Here is an 18052-nt window from a genome sequence, read left to right on the forward strand (position 1 = left end):
TGACTTAAAAAAGATTGGCTCAGACATTTATGTCCGCAGCCAATCTTTTTTATATCCAGAAATTAGGCTTGATGTTGCCGAAGAAATTGATAAATCAGCGCATAAACCTTTTCGTGCCCAGTCTCATTGAGAACTTCATGCTTCATATGGGGCATCACAATGCTGGTCACATTCTGGTAACCAATTCGATTCAGCGTTCGGACGGTATCCCTTAGCCCCCGCCGACCGCCGGTAAACTTATCGTGATCGCCGGTAATGCTTAGAATTGGTAAGTCCCGGTGGCGACAGGCAAAATGAGCCGTTTGCTTAAGTTGGAAATCTCCCAGCCAAACGGTTAGAAGACTTGAAACCGGATACTGATCCATCATTAACGGGTCTTTTATCACGCGATTAATATTTTCCCGATTGTAGGTCAACCAATCGTGATCCCCGGGGCCCATTCCAGACAGGCGCGAAAGAAGCGTTGACGTCGCCGTGGCACCACGAACCCGCTGATACAATTTTCCCAGCAATATTCCAACCGGGACAACCGGAATGTAACGAACCGTTCCGGTGAGAATCAACCCGTCAATCAACTCGTCGTCATGCTGGAGGTACAACCGACCCCAAATTGACCCTAAGGAATGGCCAAACAAAAAGAGCGGCCGATTCGGATACCGCTGTTTAATCCACTTTGACAGAACAACCTGATCGCTGACCTGCTGCTGCCAACTGTGCATGATCCCAAATGGATCGGCAGCCGACACGGAGCGGCCATGACCGCGATTATCGATCATCACGACCACATAACCCCGTTCGGCCAGGTACGACGCAAAAGGAAAGTACCGTTCTTTATGTTCCAAAGCGCCGTGAATCAACTGGACAATGGCGGTTGGCCGGTCCGTATGATCCGGTGTAACCACCGCGGCTGCTAGTTTTGTCGGTCCCTTAGTCATCAACTGAAATTCTTGAAGCATTCTGCCACCTCTTAACTAAGTTTCGATTAAACTTCCTGCGGGGTTAACTGCTCCGGAACGAATGTTAGTTGATCATCTGCCAAGTTAATGTGAACAATGCTGTGCGGTTTAATTTGATCGCCGACAATCATTTTTGCCAACGGCGTTTCAACCACGTTGGTAACGTATCTTTGAAGTGGCCGCGCCCCATATTGCGGTTCATAACCGTTATTGGCAATCCAGCGTTTGGCATCATCGGAAATGGCCAGCTGAATATCTTGTTGTCTGGTTCGGGATGATAGTTGATCAATGAGTTTTTGCACAATCTTTTCAATGTCGGAACGTGACAGTGGTTTGAACATAATAACGTCGTCAATTCGATTTAAAAATTCAGGCTTAAACGACGACTTCAATAGTTGATCAACCTGCTTCTTAGCCGTGTCCGAAATGACGCCGTCTTCATTGGTCCCCTCCAGAAGAATGTCAGATCCCAAATTGGATGTCATGATAAGAATCGTATTCTTAAAGTCAATTGTCCGTCCCTGACTATCGGTCAGCCGGCCATCATCTAAGACTTGAAGGAGAATATTGAACACGTCTGGGTGAGCCTTTTCGATTTCGTCAAATAACACAATCGTGTAAGGATTACGTCTGACCGCTTCGGTTAACTGGCCGCCCTCTTCATACCCAACGTATCCGGGAGCCGCGCCGACCAGACGAGAAACGGATTCCTTTTCCATGTATTCGGACATGTCAATCCGGACCATGTGATTCTCGGAATCAAACAGGTCTTCGGCTAACGCCTTTGCCAGTTCGGTTTTTCCGACCCCGGTTGGTCCCAGGAACAGAAATGAGCCTAATGGGCGGCTGGGATCCTGAAGCCCGGCACGTGACCGAATAACCGCGTCAGAGACTGCCGTAACCGCCTCGTTTTGACCGATCACCCGTTTATGGAGATTGTCTGCCAAATGAAGGAGCTTCTGGCGTTCACCCTCCACTAATTTTGTCACCGGAATGCCGGTTTCACGACTCACAACCTTCGCGATTTCGTCGGCGGTCACTGACTCACTGACTAACCAGTCGGCGTGCTGATCATTCGTTTCAAGCTGGTGAAGTTCCTTTTGAAGATCAGGGATTGTCCCGTGCTGAAGAACCGCGGCTTTGTTCAGATCGTAGTCGTTTTCCGCCTGCTTCAAATCATTCTTTGCCTGATCCAGTTGCTTTTTCTTATCGCCAATCTTCTTAATGGCGTCTTTTTCTTGTTTCCAACGGGCATTTAACCCATTAACCCTTTCCTTAATGTTCGCCAATTCGGATTGGACTTCCTTAAGGCGTTTCTTGGAAGCTTCGTCAGTTTCCTGTTTCAAGGCGGCCTCTTCAACCTCTAACCGCATCAATTGGCGGTTAGATTGGTCAAGCTCGGTGGGACTGGAATTCATTTCAACCCGAATCTCAGCCGATGCTTCATCGACCAGGTCAATCGCCTTATCAGGTAAATTCCGATCGGTAATGTAACGATCAGAAAGTTTGGCTGCCGCAACTAAGGCGTTATCATGAATCCGAACGCCGTGATGGATTTCCAAGCCTTCGGAAAGTCCACGTAAAATCGTGATTGTATCCTCAACGGAGGGTTCATTTACCAATACCCGCTGGAAGCGTCGTTCAAGGGCCTTATCCTTTTCCATGTATTTCCGGTATTCATCAATCGTCGTAGCCCCAATTAAGTGGAGTTCTCCCCGGGCCAGCATGGGCTTCAAAATGTTACCGGCATCCATTGATCCTTCAGCTTTCCCGGCGCCAACGATGTTATGAATTTCATCGATAAACATGATAATTTGCCCTTCGGCCTTCTTCACTTCTTTTAAAACGGCCTGCAGGCGCTCTTCAAACTCACCACGATATTTGGCACCGGCAATGAGTGCGCCCATATCCAACTGGAAAATCGTTTTGTTTTTTAAATTTTCAGGAACGTCATTTGAGGCGATTCGCAGGGCAAGTCCCTCGACGACCGCCGTCTTACCAACGCCGGGAGCCCCAATCAGTACTGGGTTGTTTTTGGTTTTTCGCGACAAAATTCGGATAACGTCCAAAATTTCTTCGTCCCGACCGATGATTGGGCCTAACTTATTTTCCCGAGCGGCTTTAACAAGGTCGGTCCCGTACTTCTCAAGGGACTGATAATTATCTTCCTGATTTTTAGAAGTGACTTTTTGGCCGCTGCGAATTTTTTCGACAACATTTCGCACCTTTTGCTCGGTAATCCCCTGATGACTCAGGTAATCTGTGAAATCATCGCCACGCAATTGCATGACGGCAATCGTCAGTGTATCAACGGCAATGTACTGGTCACCAAACTCATTTTTAATTTGTTCGGCATTTTGTAAGAGTTCATACAGATTTGACGATAACGCCTGCCCATAACTGATATTGCTACCCTCGACGGTGGCAATCTTGTCAATTTCATCGTCGAGTTCCTGATCCACATCAGCTAATTTCAGGCCAAGATCCGAATAGATCTGGCGGGCTAATTCCCCCGGTTGCACCAAAAATTTAAACAAGTGGGCAACGGTTATATTCTGTTGTTTACGGGTCACCGCAATCTGTTGGGCCTGTGAGATTGCTTTTGTGACGGCTTCCGTTAAGTTATCTGGATTCATTCATTTATCACCTTAATTTTAAAGTATTCTTAATTAATGTCGTGTTAAGTCAAAGCGGTTCGAAATAAATACAAGTTGGTTTCAAACCGCCTAATCAATATCCTATCAAAAATAAGGGGTCATTCAAAATAATTTGACCTTTTTTGACCAATTATTTTTTCGCAAACAATTTAAAAATTTCAATAATCACATCAACGGCTTTTTCCATGGTTTCTTCTGATACGTACTCAAACCGGCCATGCATATTTTCACCACCGGCGAATAGGTTCGGCGTTGGCAATCCCATGTATGAAATCTTTGAACCATCAGTACCGCCACGAACCGGGAATACGTGCGGTTTGATCCCAACGTTTTTCATTGCCTCCTCAGCAATTGTCAAAACCGTTGGGTCCTTTTGAATAATTTCACCCATGTTATAGTACTGATCTTTAAGGGTGATTGAAATCCGTTTTTCGCCGAACTCCTTATTCATTTGATCGGCGATTCCTTGGAATAGGCGTTTACGGGCTTCGAACCGGTCCCGATCGTGATCTCTAATGATGTAGCCCATCTCGGCATGGTCGACATCGCCCTGAAAATCGTAGAGATGGTAGAACCCCTGACGGCCTTCCGTTCGCTCGGGGCGATCAAACTCCGGCAATGCGGCATGAAAATCCATTCCAACCTGAATTGCATTGACCATGACTCCTTTGGCTTCCGCCGGATGCACATCAGTCCCCTTAATTGACACCTTCGCATCGGCAGCGTTAAACGTTTCATAATTTAAGTCACCCAGCGGGCCGCCGTCAACGGTGTAGGCAACGTCGGCACCGAAGTCTTGGACGTCAAAATGATCAGCGCCAGTCCCAATTTCTTCATCGGGGCCAAATCCAATCTTAACCGTCCCGTGGGCAATTTCCGGATGGGCTTGTAAATAGGTGACTGCCGAAATAATTTCAGCAACCCCAGATTTATCATCAGCGCCCAGAAGCGTTGAGCCATCAGTGGTAATCAGGGTTTGGCCGCGATACTTTTTTAAGCTGGGAAACACTTTTGGGTCGAGGGTGTATTCGCCATCTTTATCAAGGGTAATGACTGATTTCCCATCATAATTTTCGATAATCTGCGGGTTGACATTTTCGGAATTGAAATCAGCCGTGTCAATGTGGGAAATGAACCCAACCGTTGGCACTTGGCGATCAACATTGGCCGGCAGCGTTGCAAATACATAGGCACTTTGCTGGTTCGTATGAACGTCGGCCAGGCCCATATCAGTCAGCAGCCCTGCCAGCATTGTCAAAAATTGGCTTTCCCGTTTGGCCGACGGAATCGATGATGAATTCGGATCGGAACGGGTATTGATCTTGATAAATTTTAAAAAGTTTGCAATTAGTTCTGGATACTTTGCCATTAGTAACCCTCCTAGAGAAATGTAAATGGATCCGTATTAATTTTTGATTGAATAATCGAAATTGGCCAGTTATTTTCGTCAGCCCACCGATTGAATAAGTCCGCTAATTTAGGAATACAGATACTTTCAATATGGTGGCCGGGGTCAATCACCGGCATGTCGCTGGCGAGCATGTCATGCCCGGTATGGTAGTAAACATCCCCCGTAATGTAAACGTCCGCGCCGGCTTTCTGCGCGGTGCGGTAAAATTTGCCGCCATCACCGCCAAGGATTGCTACGGTTTTAACTGGTTTAAACAAATCAGTAGTGACAACTCGTAAGCCCGATACGTGAAAGACTGACTTACAGCGTTTTGCAAATGACTCCAGCTGCATTTGTTCCGGCAATTCACCCACGCGCCCCATGGTATACTGATGCTTCTTATCTTCCAGGCGAATAATGTTATAAAGGGGATGCTGTAAGGGATGGACGTCCTTTAGGGTTTTGAGGACCTTGGCTAAATTCTTTTCCGGCACCTCGAATTCCAAACGGGAATCCTCCACTTCAGTCGGTTCACCAGCCATGCCAATGGTCGGATCGGCACCTGGCTGCGGCACGTAATAAACCGTCCCGTCCATTTCGTAAGTATAGCCGGTGTATTGGCCATCGTTGATGTCAGCGCCGGCATCCACTAATGACATCCGAACGGCCGTTGCATAAACCTTCGGGACCGTGACCGTTAACCTGAAAATAGAACCGGCATACCCGGGCACCAAACCGCGGACATGGGTCAAGCTTAGGGCATCGGCTAACCAATCGTTCATGCCACCGTCCGCTGAATCTAGATTGGTATGGGCCGCATAGACTGTGATGCCGTGAGAAATAATCTTGGCGTACATCGCATTTTGCGGATCGGAATAGTCAAGATTTCTAGCTGGATGAAACATCACTGGATGATGAGCAAAAATAAAGTCAACGTCGTTATTAATTGCCTCATCAACCACTTCGAGTCGCACATCAAGAGTCGTCATCACCTTATGAATTTCCTGATCCAAAGACCCAATCTGAAGCCCCACTGGATCTTTAGGCATTGCCAATTTCTTTGGGGCAAAGGTTTCGAATTCCTGTACCAACTCATTAGCTTTCAACGTGAATCACCTCATTAATCATTTGAATTTCCCGTTCAATTCGCTCGATTTTCTCCTGATCAGGAGAAGTCGCCAACTTCATATTATCTATAATTCGCTGAAGCTGGCTTCGCTCCGAAGTCCACTTTGCAACAAAGGCTGGCGTCTTTTCGGCAAGCAGATACGGGCCAAAGCGGAGCTGCTTTTCAGTGTAACTGACCGGGGCGGCCACCTTCTTGGCGGTTAATATTTCATAAATGTGCCCCTCTTCTTCAAGAATTTGTTCAGCGCTTAACTGATAGCGGTTATCCATCAGCCACTGCCGAACCACGTTTGCCCCCACATTGGGCTGGAGAATCAATTTTTCTTTGCCGGTCAACTTCTGCTTACCCGTTTCAAGGATGTGGGTGATTAAAATACCCCCCATGCCAGCAATTGTAATGGCGTCGATGTCGTCACCATCTTTAATGGCTGCCAATCCGTCCGCCAAGCGCGGATGAAGGATTTCAGCCAGACCGGCTCGCTGAATCTCGGAGGTTGCATTCGCTAAGGGCCCCCTGGCAACTTCGCCAACGACCCCATACGAAATGATCTGGTTGGCGGCCAAGTAAACCGGCAGATACGCGTGATCGGAGCCGATGTCAGCCAACCGACTTCCCGGTTCAACATGTTCACTGACTGTTTGTAATCGTTTCGAAAGGTGCGTGCCGTTCATAATAATCTCCTTAGTTTGTTAATAAATTCATTATAATTTATTCGGCTGTAAAAAAACAGTTTGATAAAAAGCCAAGGTCATGAAGGCGCCCCAAATCACAAAAAAGCTGCCGTGAATTCCTGAAACCAGGAATTGACGACAGCGAAATTTTTAGGCTACTCCAAGAAATCTTTTAATTGTTTGCTACGGGATGGGTGACGCAATTTTCTAAGGGCCTTGGCTTCGATTTGACGAATCCGTTCACGGGTAACGCCAAAGACCTTACCAACTTCTTCCAAAGTCCGGGTCCGGCCATCATCCAGTCCAAATCGAAGACGAAGCACATTTTCTTCCCGATCAGTCAATGTATCCAAGACACTTTCCAACTGTTCCTTGAGAAGTTCATATGCCGCGTGATCCGCCGGTGAAGTCGCATCCTGGTCTTCAATGAAGTCGCCGAGATGCGAATCGTCCTCTTCACCAATTGGGGTTTCGAGAGAAACTGGTTCCTGGGCAATCTTGAGAATTTCCCGAACCTTTTCGGTTGGCATATCCATTTCAGCCCCAATTTCTTCCGGAAGGGGTTCCCGACCTAAATCTTGAAGCAATTGCCGCTGAATTCGGATTAATTTGTTGATCGTTTCAACCATGTGAACCGGGATTCGAATGGTCCGCGCCTGGTCAGCAATGGCCCGGGTAATCGCCTGACGAATCCACCACGTTGCGTAGGTTGAGAACTTGAATCCCTTTCGGTAATCAAACTTTTCAACCGCCTTCATCAAGCCCATGTTGCCTTCTTGAATTAAATCAAGAAATTGCATGCCTCGACCGACGTACCGCTTGGCGATTGATACCACCAACCGTAAGTTAGCTTCAGCCAATTCCTGCTTGGCCTCTTCGTCACCGGCCTCAATTCGCTTAGCCAGGTTAATTTCTTCATCAGCACTCAACAGGGAGACACGCCCAATTTCCTTGAGATACATTCTGACAGGATCATTAATCTTAACCCCTGTTGGCGCGGATACATCGGAAAGCTCCTTTTTAGTCACTTTCTTAGCGGCATCAATGGCCCGAGGATCTGGATCACCGTTGTCATCAACAACGCTGATTCCTGAATCTTCAATGCTTTCCAGCAGTTCTTCCATGTCCTTTTTGTCCAAAGAATATGGCTTCTCAATTTTTTCCTGAAGCTCATCGTAAGTGATATGGCCAATTGGCTTATTATCCTTAACGATTTGATCAAATACCTTCTTATAAGGCTTTTGGGCCTTTTTGGCTGTAGCGGATTTCGTTGTCTTTGTGGACTTCTTCGTCGCTTTTTTCTCAACCTTTACACTATTTGTCTTTTTGTTAGCCATCAAAATGCCTCCCGAAGTTAAGCTTGTTCCTTAGTTCTTTTCTGCTGTTCAAGCTTCAATATATCAACCATTAATTGACGCTGCTTATCCACATCGCCAATTTTGGCAGCTTGATTCAACTCAGCCTGTTTCTGCTTTAATTCTGATTCAACCGGCGCCTTTCTCATAATAACATCTAGGTCGTTATCAATCTCCATTGGCGATGGTTCCTGTGGTAAATTCATCATTTCAATGTCAATCAAGAGACTCTGGAGGGAATCTTCAGTGATCATGTTGCTAAATGTTGCCACGTTGTAGTCATCAAACTTAGCGAAGTACCCTTCCGCCAAAAGATACAGCATCTGGTACTGCTCGTCAACAAACGCGAATCCCGGGGTTCCCTGCACCTTCAACCAGACATCATGATTATGAAGCATTCGATTCAACAGCTGCATCTGGGCCACAGCCACCTTATCGCTTGGCCGAGGTGTTTGATTAACAGCTTGTGCCGGCGCGACGGGGGCTGAAATAACCGGCCTCTGAGTGGCTGTCCGGCGAATCATGGGCGCCAACTGCTGTTTGAGAACTTCCTTATCAATCGAAAATTCTTCAGCCAATCGATTCAGATAAAGATCCCGGGAAATTCCCGAACTGACCGTGGCAACGAGCTTTAACGCCGCCGCGATATAAGCAGCCTGCCCATCTTCTGATTGTAAATTAGATTGTTTCTTAAGAAAATTCAATTCAAAATCAATCGGTGACTGGGCGTTTTGCAATAACGCTTGAAACTTATCACCACCACGATTACGAATGAATTCATCAGGATCCATCCCGTCGGGAATCGACACCACCTTTAAATCAAGCTGGTGGTTCGTCTCTTTAAACGCATCAATCGCACGCTTAATGGCTTTTTGGCCCGGAGCATCACCATCGTAACAAACAATCACTTCGCGGGTAATCCGCTGGATATCATAAATTTGTTGCTCAGTGAGACTCGTTCCCATTGACGCGATACCGGACTTGATTCCCGCCTGAAAAGCGGTAATAACGTCCATAAATCCTTCAAACAACAGGGCTGGCTGCTTACTGCGAATATTTGGTCTGGCAAAATCCAAGTTAAATAAAATCTTTCGCTTATTAAACAGTTCAGTTTCAGGACTGTTCAAATACTTTGGCATATCCGAATCGGTTGATAGTAATCGTCCGGAAAAACCAACCGTTTGGCCGTTGGCATTGCGAATTGGATACATCACGCGATCAACGAACCGGTCGCGAAGACTGCCGTCCTGACCCTCAGAAAAGAGTCCTGACTTTCGCAACAGCTGGTAATCAACTTGACGCTGATCAAAAAATGGTTTAACCAACCGCTGAGACGGGGCATAGCCCAATTGATACGTCACAATCGTTTCGTCGGTCATGCCGCGTTTGTGCAGATAATCCAGCGCTGGCTGACCGATTTTAGTGTTCATCAGAATATGATGATAGAGCTTGACCGCCTGCTCATTAAGGTCGATGAGCTGTTTTAGCTCTGAACTTTCCTTAGTAGCCGGAGCGGCGTCAGCAAAATACTTCGCATCGACGTCTAAATGTTCCATCTCGGCAACTTTTTTAACCGCTTCTGGAAATGATAAGTTCTCAATTTCCATGATGAACTTAAAAACGTTGCCCCCACGACCACAACTGAAACAATGAAAAATTTGTTTATCTTCGGTGACGGAAAACGATGGGGTCCGTTCTTCATGAAACGGACAGAGCCCAAACAGATTCTTTCCCGACTGCTTTAACTGAACGTACTGAGAGACCACGTCAACAATGTTAACTTGAGATCTAATTTGTTCAATCACGTCTTCAGGAATCTTCAACGATCAACCGCCTCCCACGCTATGAACCAGTGCAAATACCTGCAAAAAGTCGCACCAAAACAGTGCGACTTTATATACAGCGATACATAGCTTATATTATCATACTCTCTAAGTTTGTACAAACAAAAGCCTCAAAGAGAATCACGCGATGAGCTAGCCCTTAACGACCAATTTATCCAGGTCACCAAGATGCAGGATCATGTTTGAGATGATGGTCAGCTGCCGCAGCCGATTATCCTTTAATTTGGCATCCTTAGCCATAATCATCGTGGCGTCAAAATACTCATTGATAATTGATTCCAAACTTGCTAACCGGGCAAAATCTTCCTGCGCCGACGCCGTGTCAAAGCCGGTGACAATCCCGGCAACCTGAGTATTAAGATCCTTTTCAGAATCGTTCTCAAATAGCGTGGGATCAACAGTTAAGTCGTCGTCGGCAAAGTGGCCCTTCTTAGAAATCCGCAGAACCCGGGTCAGGGATTCAATAATTCCCTTGAAGTTGTCATCATCTTTATGAGCTTGAAGAACTTGGCCGCTGGAAATGTTATACAAAATGTCCGTTAATGAACCAGAGGTAACGGCATCCGAAATATCATAGCGAATGCCCAAATCATCCAGGTACTGTTTGATCCGATCCTTAATAAAATCACACACCGGATCCACTTGAGCGCTCATATCCAACTTGGGGGCCACGTTTTGCTCGTTCTGAAGTTTAATGACCGCATTTAAAACGGCTTTTAAATCAAAGTTCCACTTCTTATCAGCAACAATTCGAACAATTCCGGTTGCTTGCCGACGAAGTGCGTAAGGGTCGTTGGAACCGCTTGGCACCATTCCGGCCGCAAAGAACGTTAAAATGCTGTCGAGCTTATCGGCAACTGCCAATAAAGCGCCAACGTCTGATTTTGGTAAATCACCATTCGCTGAAATCGGCATGTAATGCTCGGCAATCGCTTTGGCAACCACTGGGGATTCATGATTAAGCAATGCATACTTTTCGCCCATCACCCCCTGGAGCTCGGCAAATTCACCAACCATTCCGGTCACAAGATCAAACTTATAGATTTCCGCAGCCCGCTTCAAATCGGCTAATGCATCATCCGAAAAATTAAATTGCTGCCCCAAATAGTGAGAAATCACCCCAACGCGCTGCATCTTTTCATACATCGTTGAAATTTTATCGTGAAAACTAACTTTTTTGAGCCGGTTGACATAATCGGCAATCGTCTTTTTCTGATCTTCCTGATAGAAGAACATGGCATCTTCAAGCCGGGCGGTCAATACTTTTTCGTTGCCGGCAATCACGTTTTCGATGTCGTGGTCGTTCCCGTTTCGAACGGAAATAAAGTCCGGCAATAGCGCCCCACTTTGGTCAGTTACGAAGAAGAAGCGTTGGTGATCCTTCATCGAGGTGATCAGGACCTCATCGGGAATTGTGAGGTACTTGTCAGCGAACTTTCCGGCAAATGCTGTCGGCCACTCCACTAAATTGTTAACCTCTTCCAATAAATCTGGATCCAGACTAATTTGCCAGTCATGAGCCTCGGCAATCTGATGAATTTGCTTGACAATGAGTTCCTTTCGCTTAGCGGCGTCAGCAACAACGAATTGTTCAGTCAATTTTTCCTCATATTCGTCAGCGTTTGCAAGGGAAACGTCCTTTCCCAAGAAGCGGTGGCCGGAAGTCACCCGGTCAGTGGAGACGTCGAGAATCTGAAACGGAATAACCTGATCATTCAGCAGTGCCACCAGCCATTTGATTGGTCGAACATATTCAAAGGAGTAGTTGGCCCACTTCATCATAGTCGGGAACGTCATTGCCGTTACAACATCTTTCATCCCGGTTAAGATTGTTTCCAGTGGCTTGCCGGCAATGTGTTTCTCGACAAACACGTACTCGGTTCCCTTCACCTCTTTGAAGGTAATGTCGTCAGGTGTGGCACCCTGACCGCGAGAAAATCCGATCGCCGCCTTTGTCCAGTTGCCGTCAGCATCCTGCGCAATCTTTTTGGCGGGACCCTTAACAGATTTATCAATATCAGGCTGCTTGTCTGCCAACCCAGTAATGTAAAGCGCCAATCTTCTCGGCGTGCTGAAAGTTTTAATTTGTTCAAATGTCATTCGTTGGGCCTTTAAGAAATCCGCTGCCCGCTTCTTGAGTTGGTTAATACTTGGGGTGACAACATGAGCGGGAATTTCTTCAAGACCAATCTCCAGTAAGAAATTATTAGCCATTATTTTTCCTCCTCTTTATCACTTAGCAATTCCTGACGTTTCTTTTCGTCTTTGATCAGTGGGAACCCAAGCCGCTTTCTTGCGGCAACGAATTCTTTGGCCACAGATCGCGCTAAGTTGCGGATTCGGGAAAGATAACCGGCCCGTTCGGTAACGGAAACCGCACCCCTGGCGTCAAGTAAATTAAAGGTGTGGCTGCACTTCAGGATATAATCATACGCCGGATGGACCAAATCCTGTTTCAAAAGCCGTTTTGCTTCCCGTTCGTAATCGTTAAACAAGGTCAGAAGCATTTCCTGGTCGCTCACTTCAAAACTATATTTGGAGTGCTCGTATTCCGGCTCCTTAAAAATATCACCATAAAGAACGCCATCAGACCATTCAAGATCAAAAACGGAGTTCACATTTTGAATGTATGATGACAATCGTTCCAACCCATAAGTGATTTCGGAAGCAACCGGATCCATCTCCAAGCCGCCAACAATCTGGAAGTAAGTGAACTGGGTGATTTCCATGCCATCCAGCCAAACTTCCCAACCAACACCGGCACAGCCCATTGAGGGGTTCTCCCAGTTATCTTCAACGAAGCGGATATCGTGTTCCAACGGATCGATGCCGAGTTCCTTCAAACTATTTAGATAAAGATCCTGAATGTTTTCGGGTGAAGGCTTCATGATCACTTGAAATTGGTGATGTTGATACAATCGGTTCGGATTTTCACCATACCGGCCATCCGCTGGCCGCCGTGATGGCTCCACGTAAGCCGCATTCCATGGTTCCGGTCCAATTGCCCGTAAAAATGTGTACGGGCTCATTGTTCCAGCACCCTTTTCAGTATCGTAAGCCTGCATGAGCATACAGCCTTGGGCAGCCCAGTATTGCTGCAGTCTTAGAATGATCTCTTGAACTGACAATTTTTCAGTCATCTATACTCCTCCTAATTTTTTACAAAAAAAGACCCTATGTTTAACGACAGCTCCAAAAAGCTGCTTAAACATAGGGACGACAAAATCGCGGTTCCACCCTACTTCTGGTTAATAAAAACCAGCACTTAATTACTTGGCTCGAAAAGTGCCGATCAATCGGTCAGTCTTAGTTGGCTTACACTATCCCAACCTCGTTGTGAAGACCCAGCGATTAATTTCTTTTGTCGTTGCCAAAAATATTAAACTCAAAATAATCTTAGTTGACAAACAGCGGAATGTCAACGTTGAATCACACTAAATCTTGAAGTTCCCCAATTGATCAATGAAGCGTTTGCTTTTCGGCTGGACACCCACCGACCGTGAATAGATCTGATCGATCACCCGTCGGAGCGACTTCTTCGTTGCATCACCAACTTTGATGGCGTGCAATTTAGTGAGATCAACAACTGAAAATAAGCGTAGAAAGTAAATGGTTTTCTGATCCAAATGTAGGCGATACGGGTCCTTGTTCCAGTGATTTTGGCACAACAGCCCACCATACGATTCAGAATAATCAAATGGCAGGTCCCGGCGATGACAGATGGCACAGTCAACCCAGTTGGGGGCCACCCCAAACGCGGCCAGCAGCTGAACTTCAAAGATGTTGGTGATGATTTGTTCATCAAAACCATCATCAATCAATTTTAAGCCAATCATCAGCTGGTCATAGATCTTTGGGATCGGCGCGTCATCTGGATAGGCCAGATCAATTAAGGACATCACGTAAGTCGCGTACGCGTTCTTAGTAATATCCGCTGAAATTCCCTTAAAGTGCGTTAAGTCCTTGTAGTTATTGATATAGCTCAGGCCGCCTTCTTTAAGGTCCCCAGAATATAATCCGTAACTAAACGGTAAAATTGCCGCCCGCATTCGAAACTTGGGGCGTTTGGCACCGTGGACCAAAAACATTTTTTTGCCAAATTCCCGCGTTAAAAATTTAATGAGTAAATCGCGTTCACCATAATCCTTCGTGTAGAGAAGAATTCCGTGAAAGTCAGCTGGCTTTGCTTTGGCCAAGGTGGCACCCCCTTAGTCGTCGACCATCAATGTCCAAACTATTTTACTAGGAGAATCTTAGTAATTCCCCTTTTTGTAACCATATGAATTTAACAAATTTGCCTTGTCACGCCAATGCGCCTCAACCTTAACCCAGAGTTCCAAATAGACTTTATTGCCCATCATATTTTCAATATCTTTTCGGGCCATGGTGCCAATTTTTTTGAGCATCGAACCGCCCTTACCGATTACAATGGCTTTTTGGCCATCGCGCTCAACAATAATGGTTGCTTGAATACGAAGAAGTTCGTCCTGTTTCTTGATGCTTTCAATGTAGACAGCCGTTGAATGCGGAATTTCCTGCCGGGTCATCTGAAGAACCTTTTCTCGAATCAATTCTGAAATCACAAACCGTTCAGGATGATCGGTTACCTGATCCTTTGGATAATACTGCGGCCCGTTCGGTAATTCATTGGTGAGCGCGGAAATGAGTTCCGGTACGTTGTTGCCCTGAAGAGCCGAAATCGGAAAGACTTCCTTAAATGGCAAGGCGTCCTTATATTGTTCAATGATCGCCATCACATCGTCTGGAGAAATTTCGTCGATTTTGTTGATCAGTAGATAAATTGGCTTATCAACGTTTTGCAGTTGCTTAATAATGAAATTATCCCCGGCGCCGCGCCGTTCAGTTGCGTTAACCATGAATAAAACGGCGTCAACTTCCCGTAAAGCCGAGAGCGCTGAGTCCATCATAAAATCGCCAAGTTTATTTTGCGGCTTATGGATCCCTGGTGTATCAATAAAAACGATTTGGGCGTCATCGGTCGTGTAGACCCCCTGAATTTTATTTCGGGTGGTCTGGGCTTTGTCACTCATAATCGCAATTTTTTGACCCACAACCCGGTTCAAAAAAGTTGATTTTCCAACATTTGGCCGACCAACAATGGCCACAAAGCCGGAACGATAATTTGGATTATCCATTTTCTACCTCACTTATTTAATAGATTCATAATTCTGGGAATGAAAATCAACGCCCCAATAATCACTGCAAAAAACGCGGACAGTAAAACACCCCCGGCGGCAATGTCCTTGGCACGCTTAGCCATCAAATCAAAATGGTGGCCAACAATCAAGTCGACAACGTTTTCAACAATCGAGTTGAGAACTTCTGAGCCAATCACCGAAAAAAAGGCCGCACACAACCACAGCCAGTCGTAGATGTTCAAATTCAGAACAATGCCGACACAAAGAACCACGGCTGTGATGATGAGGTCAAAGCGAAAGTTGCGCTCCTCAACGACTAGCTTGCGGATTCCTTCCAGCGCATGACCCACCGACTGAAAGAACGATTTATTTTTCCCGATTTGACGTTTATCTTTTAAGGCCATAGGCATTTAAAATCTCTTTTTGAAGGGGGAACATGACGTCAGCATCCTTTTTTTGCATGTGATCATAGCCATTCAGGTGCAAAAAACCGTGAACGACGAGAAAGCCGAGTTCGCGCTGGAATGAATGGCCAAGGTAATCAGCTTGTTCGGCCACCTTATCCACCGATACGAAAATATCCCCGATGTTTTCGGGAATCACGTCTTCCATGGTTTCGTCCATAATAATTGGAAAATCATCATCGTCAGCCTGATCTTCAATGGCAAAACTGATCACATCAGTTGCCCGATCAACACCGCGATAGTCGCGATTAATTCGCTGAATCTCATCATTATTTACCAACGTAACTGACATCTCAGTACTGTCGGCCAGATGAATGTAAGATCCGGCGAAATTAAGCACGTCCCGAATCAATTTTTGATCCTTTTCAGTGACGCCTTGTGAAGTTTTATCGTAAATCTCTAAATCCATGACTCACAATCCTTAATATAAATTATTGGCCGTCTTTCTCGTAGGCCGTGATGATTTTTGCGACAACCGGATGGCGGACAACGTCCTTGGCGCTGAAGGTGACAAATTCAATTTGATCAATCCCCTTCAGAATCGCCTGGGCGCGAACCAAGCCACTTGCCGCGTGTTTAGGCAGATCAATTTGAGAGATGTCCCCATTAACGATCATCTTTGACCCAAATCCTAATCGGGTTAAAAACATCTTCATCTGCATATTCGTTGTATTTTGGGCCTCATCGAGAATCACAAACGAATTATCTAGCGTCCGCCCTCTCATATAAGCCAACGGGGCAATTTCAATCACGCCCCGGTCCATTAACCGCTCGGTATGTTCGGCTCCTAAAATCGCGTGGAGGGCATCATAAATGGGTCGGAGATATGGATCAACCTTTTCTTTCAGGTCACCAGGTAAAAATCCGAGACTTTCACCAGCTTCAACGGCCGGCCGCGTCAAAACGATCTTATCGACAGTCCCCTTCTTAAGCGCTGCAATCGCCATGACGACTGCCAGGTAGGTTTTACCCGTTCCCGCCGGGCCAACACCAAATACAACGTCGTGATGGCGAATGGCTTGAATATACTGGCGCTGGCCAAAGGTCTTCACCCGAACGGCCTTGCCCTTGGCGTCTTTAATCAGAACTTGATTATACAAATCCTTAAAGTATTCAAGCGTCCCATTTTGAGCCATATTAATGGCACTGATAAAATCACTGCTATTAATATTAATGCCCTTTTGAAGCAGGCCAAGAATATTGTCGAGAATGTTAAGTGTCTCACCAACCGGCGTTTCATCACCGCTGATTCGCAGCGAATTTCCAAACACATTAATCGAAACGCCCATGCCCTCCTCAAGAATCGTTATAAATTCGTCTTGGGTACCGACAATTTGTAACAGCTGATTAGGATCAGACACGATAAATTCCTTTGTAATCTGTTGAGTTTCAGCCAAGTAATTAACTCCTTCTTAATATAAGTTATTAAACCGATATTATCACAAAATAAAGGCTCACTAAAGCGATTAATCGGCCAGTGCGTTAATTTTGGGATAACTTAAAAATTCACGACTAGAGACGGTTTAACTTTGAAGCTGCTTCTTGACCAATTTATTGATCACGCTGCCGTCCGCTTTCCCTTTTACCTTGGGCATAATTGCGCCCATCACTTTCCCAAAATCGGCCATTGATTCCGCATGAATCTGAGAAATCGTTTCGGTCACAATCTTCTCAACTTCATCCTCGGATAATTGTTTTGGGGCGTATGCTTCGGCAATCTTTAACTTCGCTTTTTGGTCATCAACCAAATCAGTTCGGCCAGCCTTTTCAAACTCTTCAATTGATTCTTTTTCCTGTTTAATTTCTCTCATAACAACGGCCGCAACTTGTTCGTCGGTTAACTTCTTGCCTTTGTTATCAACTTCGGCATTCATTATCTGGGCTTTAATGCCGCGAATAACATCCAGCTTAACCTTGTCGCGGGCCTTCATAGCATCCTTTAAATCTGAGAGCAATTGGTCATAAACACTCATGTGATAAACCTCTTTTCAATAGTTATCTAAATTTTACCATTAAAAAAGACCAGAGACTAATTAAACATTAGCTCCGATCTTAATTTGTGTTAGAAACGACGTTTCTTTTTGTTGTTCCGCTTACGTGCTGCTTCGGACTTTAATTTACGCTTTACACTTGGTTTTTCATAAAACTCCCGCTTACGATATTCTTGCAGTGTACCGCTTTTAGAAACTGTACGTTTAAAGCGTCGAAGAGCATCATCAAGAGACTCGTTTTTACGAACGACTGTCTTTGCCATATGAAATTCCCTCCCTCCGAGCTTAAATGTAACTGTTTAAAAGCACTGATTTTGTCTGTACTAAAACGGTTCGCATTAAATTATACATATTAATCGAAATATCGTCAATGATTAACTCAAAAAACTCGCCGGCATGTTAAAATTTAATTAGGGTCTGTCTTAAAACAAGCTTT

Annotated in this window: 16 protein-coding genes; all 16 read right to left on the reverse strand. The window is 45.5% G+C overall.

What is annotated here, in order from left to right:
* Nucleotides 1-62 precede the first annotated feature (62 nt).
* Nucleotides 63-956, reverse strand: coding sequence for an alpha/beta fold hydrolase (locus FD47_RS08390; protein WP_054734902.1), 894 nt, complete (start codon nt 954-956; stop codon nt 63-65).
* Between the two features lie 26 nt (nt 957-982).
* Nucleotides 983-3592, reverse strand: a complete 2610-nt coding sequence (clpB, locus tag FD47_RS08395) for an ATP-dependent chaperone ClpB (RefSeq protein ID WP_054734898.1) — start codon at nt 3590-3592, stop codon at nt 983-985.
* A gap of 151 nt (nt 3593-3743) precedes the next feature.
* The gene (gene pepT / locus FD47_RS08400; protein WP_054734895.1) at nt 3744-4982 is read right to left on the reverse strand and encodes a peptidase T; all 1239 of its coding nucleotides are present in this window, start codon (nt 4980-4982) and stop codon (nt 3744-3746) included.
* Nucleotides 4983-4993: 11 nt separating this feature from the next.
* Nucleotides 4994-6109 (reverse strand): Nif3-like dinuclear metal center hexameric protein, encoded by a 1116-nt coding sequence (locus FD47_RS08405; protein ID WP_054734891.1) that lies wholly within the window; start codon nt 6107-6109, stop codon nt 4994-4996.
* Nucleotides 6099-6803: a tRNA (adenine(22)-N(1))-methyltransferase gene (locus FD47_RS08410; RefSeq protein ID WP_056980505.1), complete on the reverse strand. Its 705-nt coding sequence runs from the start codon at nt 6801-6803 to the stop codon at nt 6099-6101. Before FD47_RS08410 ends, FD47_RS08405 begins: the two co-directional genes overlap by 11 nt.
* Nucleotides 6804-6958: 155 nt before the next feature.
* Nucleotides 6959-8140 carry an RNA polymerase sigma factor RpoD gene (rpoD, locus tag FD47_RS08415; protein ID WP_082402627.1) on the reverse strand — a complete coding sequence of 394 codons (1182 nt, stop codon included), beginning with the start codon at nt 8138-8140 and terminating at the stop codon, nt 6959-6961.
* A gap of 17 nt (nt 8141-8157) precedes the next feature.
* Nucleotides 8158-9981 (reverse strand): DNA primase, encoded by a 1824-nt coding sequence (dnaG, locus tag FD47_RS08420; protein ID WP_054734889.1) that lies wholly within the window; start codon nt 9979-9981, stop codon nt 8158-8160.
* A gap of 153 nt (nt 9982-10134) precedes the next feature.
* The gene (gene glyS / locus FD47_RS08425) at nt 10135-12216 is read right to left on the reverse strand and encodes a glycine--tRNA ligase subunit beta (RefSeq protein ID WP_056980508.1); all 2082 of its coding nucleotides are present in this window, start codon (nt 12214-12216) and stop codon (nt 10135-10137) included.
* Complete coding sequence (gene glyQ / locus FD47_RS08430; RefSeq protein ID WP_008214749.1) at nt 12216-13142, reverse strand: glycine--tRNA ligase subunit alpha; 927 nt, start codon at nt 13140-13142, stop codon at nt 12216-12218. The genes glyS and glyQ overlap by 1 nt, the downstream gene beginning before the upstream one ends.
* Nucleotides 13143-13436: 294 nt before the next feature.
* Complete coding sequence (gene recO, locus FD47_RS08435; protein ID WP_054734886.1) at nt 13437-14198, reverse strand: DNA repair protein RecO; 762 nt, start codon at nt 14196-14198, stop codon at nt 13437-13439.
* Nucleotides 14199-14255: 57 nt separating this feature from the next.
* Nucleotides 14256-15158, reverse strand: coding sequence for a GTPase Era (gene era / locus FD47_RS08440; RefSeq protein ID WP_056980510.1), 903 nt, complete (start codon nt 15156-15158; stop codon nt 14256-14258).
* Nucleotides 15159-15166: 8 nt separating this feature from the next.
* A complete protein-coding gene (locus FD47_RS08445; protein WP_008214755.1) occupies nt 15167-15565 on the reverse strand; it encodes a diacylglycerol kinase family protein in 399 nt (132 codons plus the stop codon).
* The gene (gene ybeY / locus FD47_RS08450) at nt 15549-16034 is read right to left on the reverse strand and encodes an rRNA maturation RNase YbeY (RefSeq protein ID WP_008214756.1); all 486 of its coding nucleotides are present in this window, start codon (nt 16032-16034) and stop codon (nt 15549-15551) included. Before ybeY ends, FD47_RS08445 begins: the two co-directional genes overlap by 17 nt.
* Before the next feature lie 22 nt (nt 16035-16056).
* Nucleotides 16057-17022, reverse strand: coding sequence for a PhoH family protein (locus FD47_RS08455; RefSeq protein WP_008214757.1), 966 nt, complete (start codon nt 17020-17022; stop codon nt 16057-16059).
* Nucleotides 17023-17148: 126 nt separating this feature from the next.
* Entirely contained in the window at nt 17149-17598 is a 450-nt protein-coding gene (locus FD47_RS08460; RefSeq protein WP_008214758.1) for a GatB/YqeY domain-containing protein, read from the reverse strand.
* Nucleotides 17599-17687: 89 nt separating this feature from the next.
* Nucleotides 17688-17879: a 30S ribosomal protein S21 gene (gene rpsU, locus FD47_RS08465; RefSeq protein ID WP_003553874.1), complete on the reverse strand. Its 192-nt coding sequence runs from the start codon at nt 17877-17879 to the stop codon at nt 17688-17690.
* Between the last annotated feature and the right edge of the window lie 173 nt (nt 17880-18052).

Source organism: Lentilactobacillus parafarraginis DSM 18390 = JCM 14109 (genome assembly GCF_001435895.1).
Taxonomy (GTDB): Bacteria; Bacillota; Bacilli; order Lactobacillales; family Lactobacillaceae; genus Lentilactobacillus; species Lentilactobacillus parafarraginis.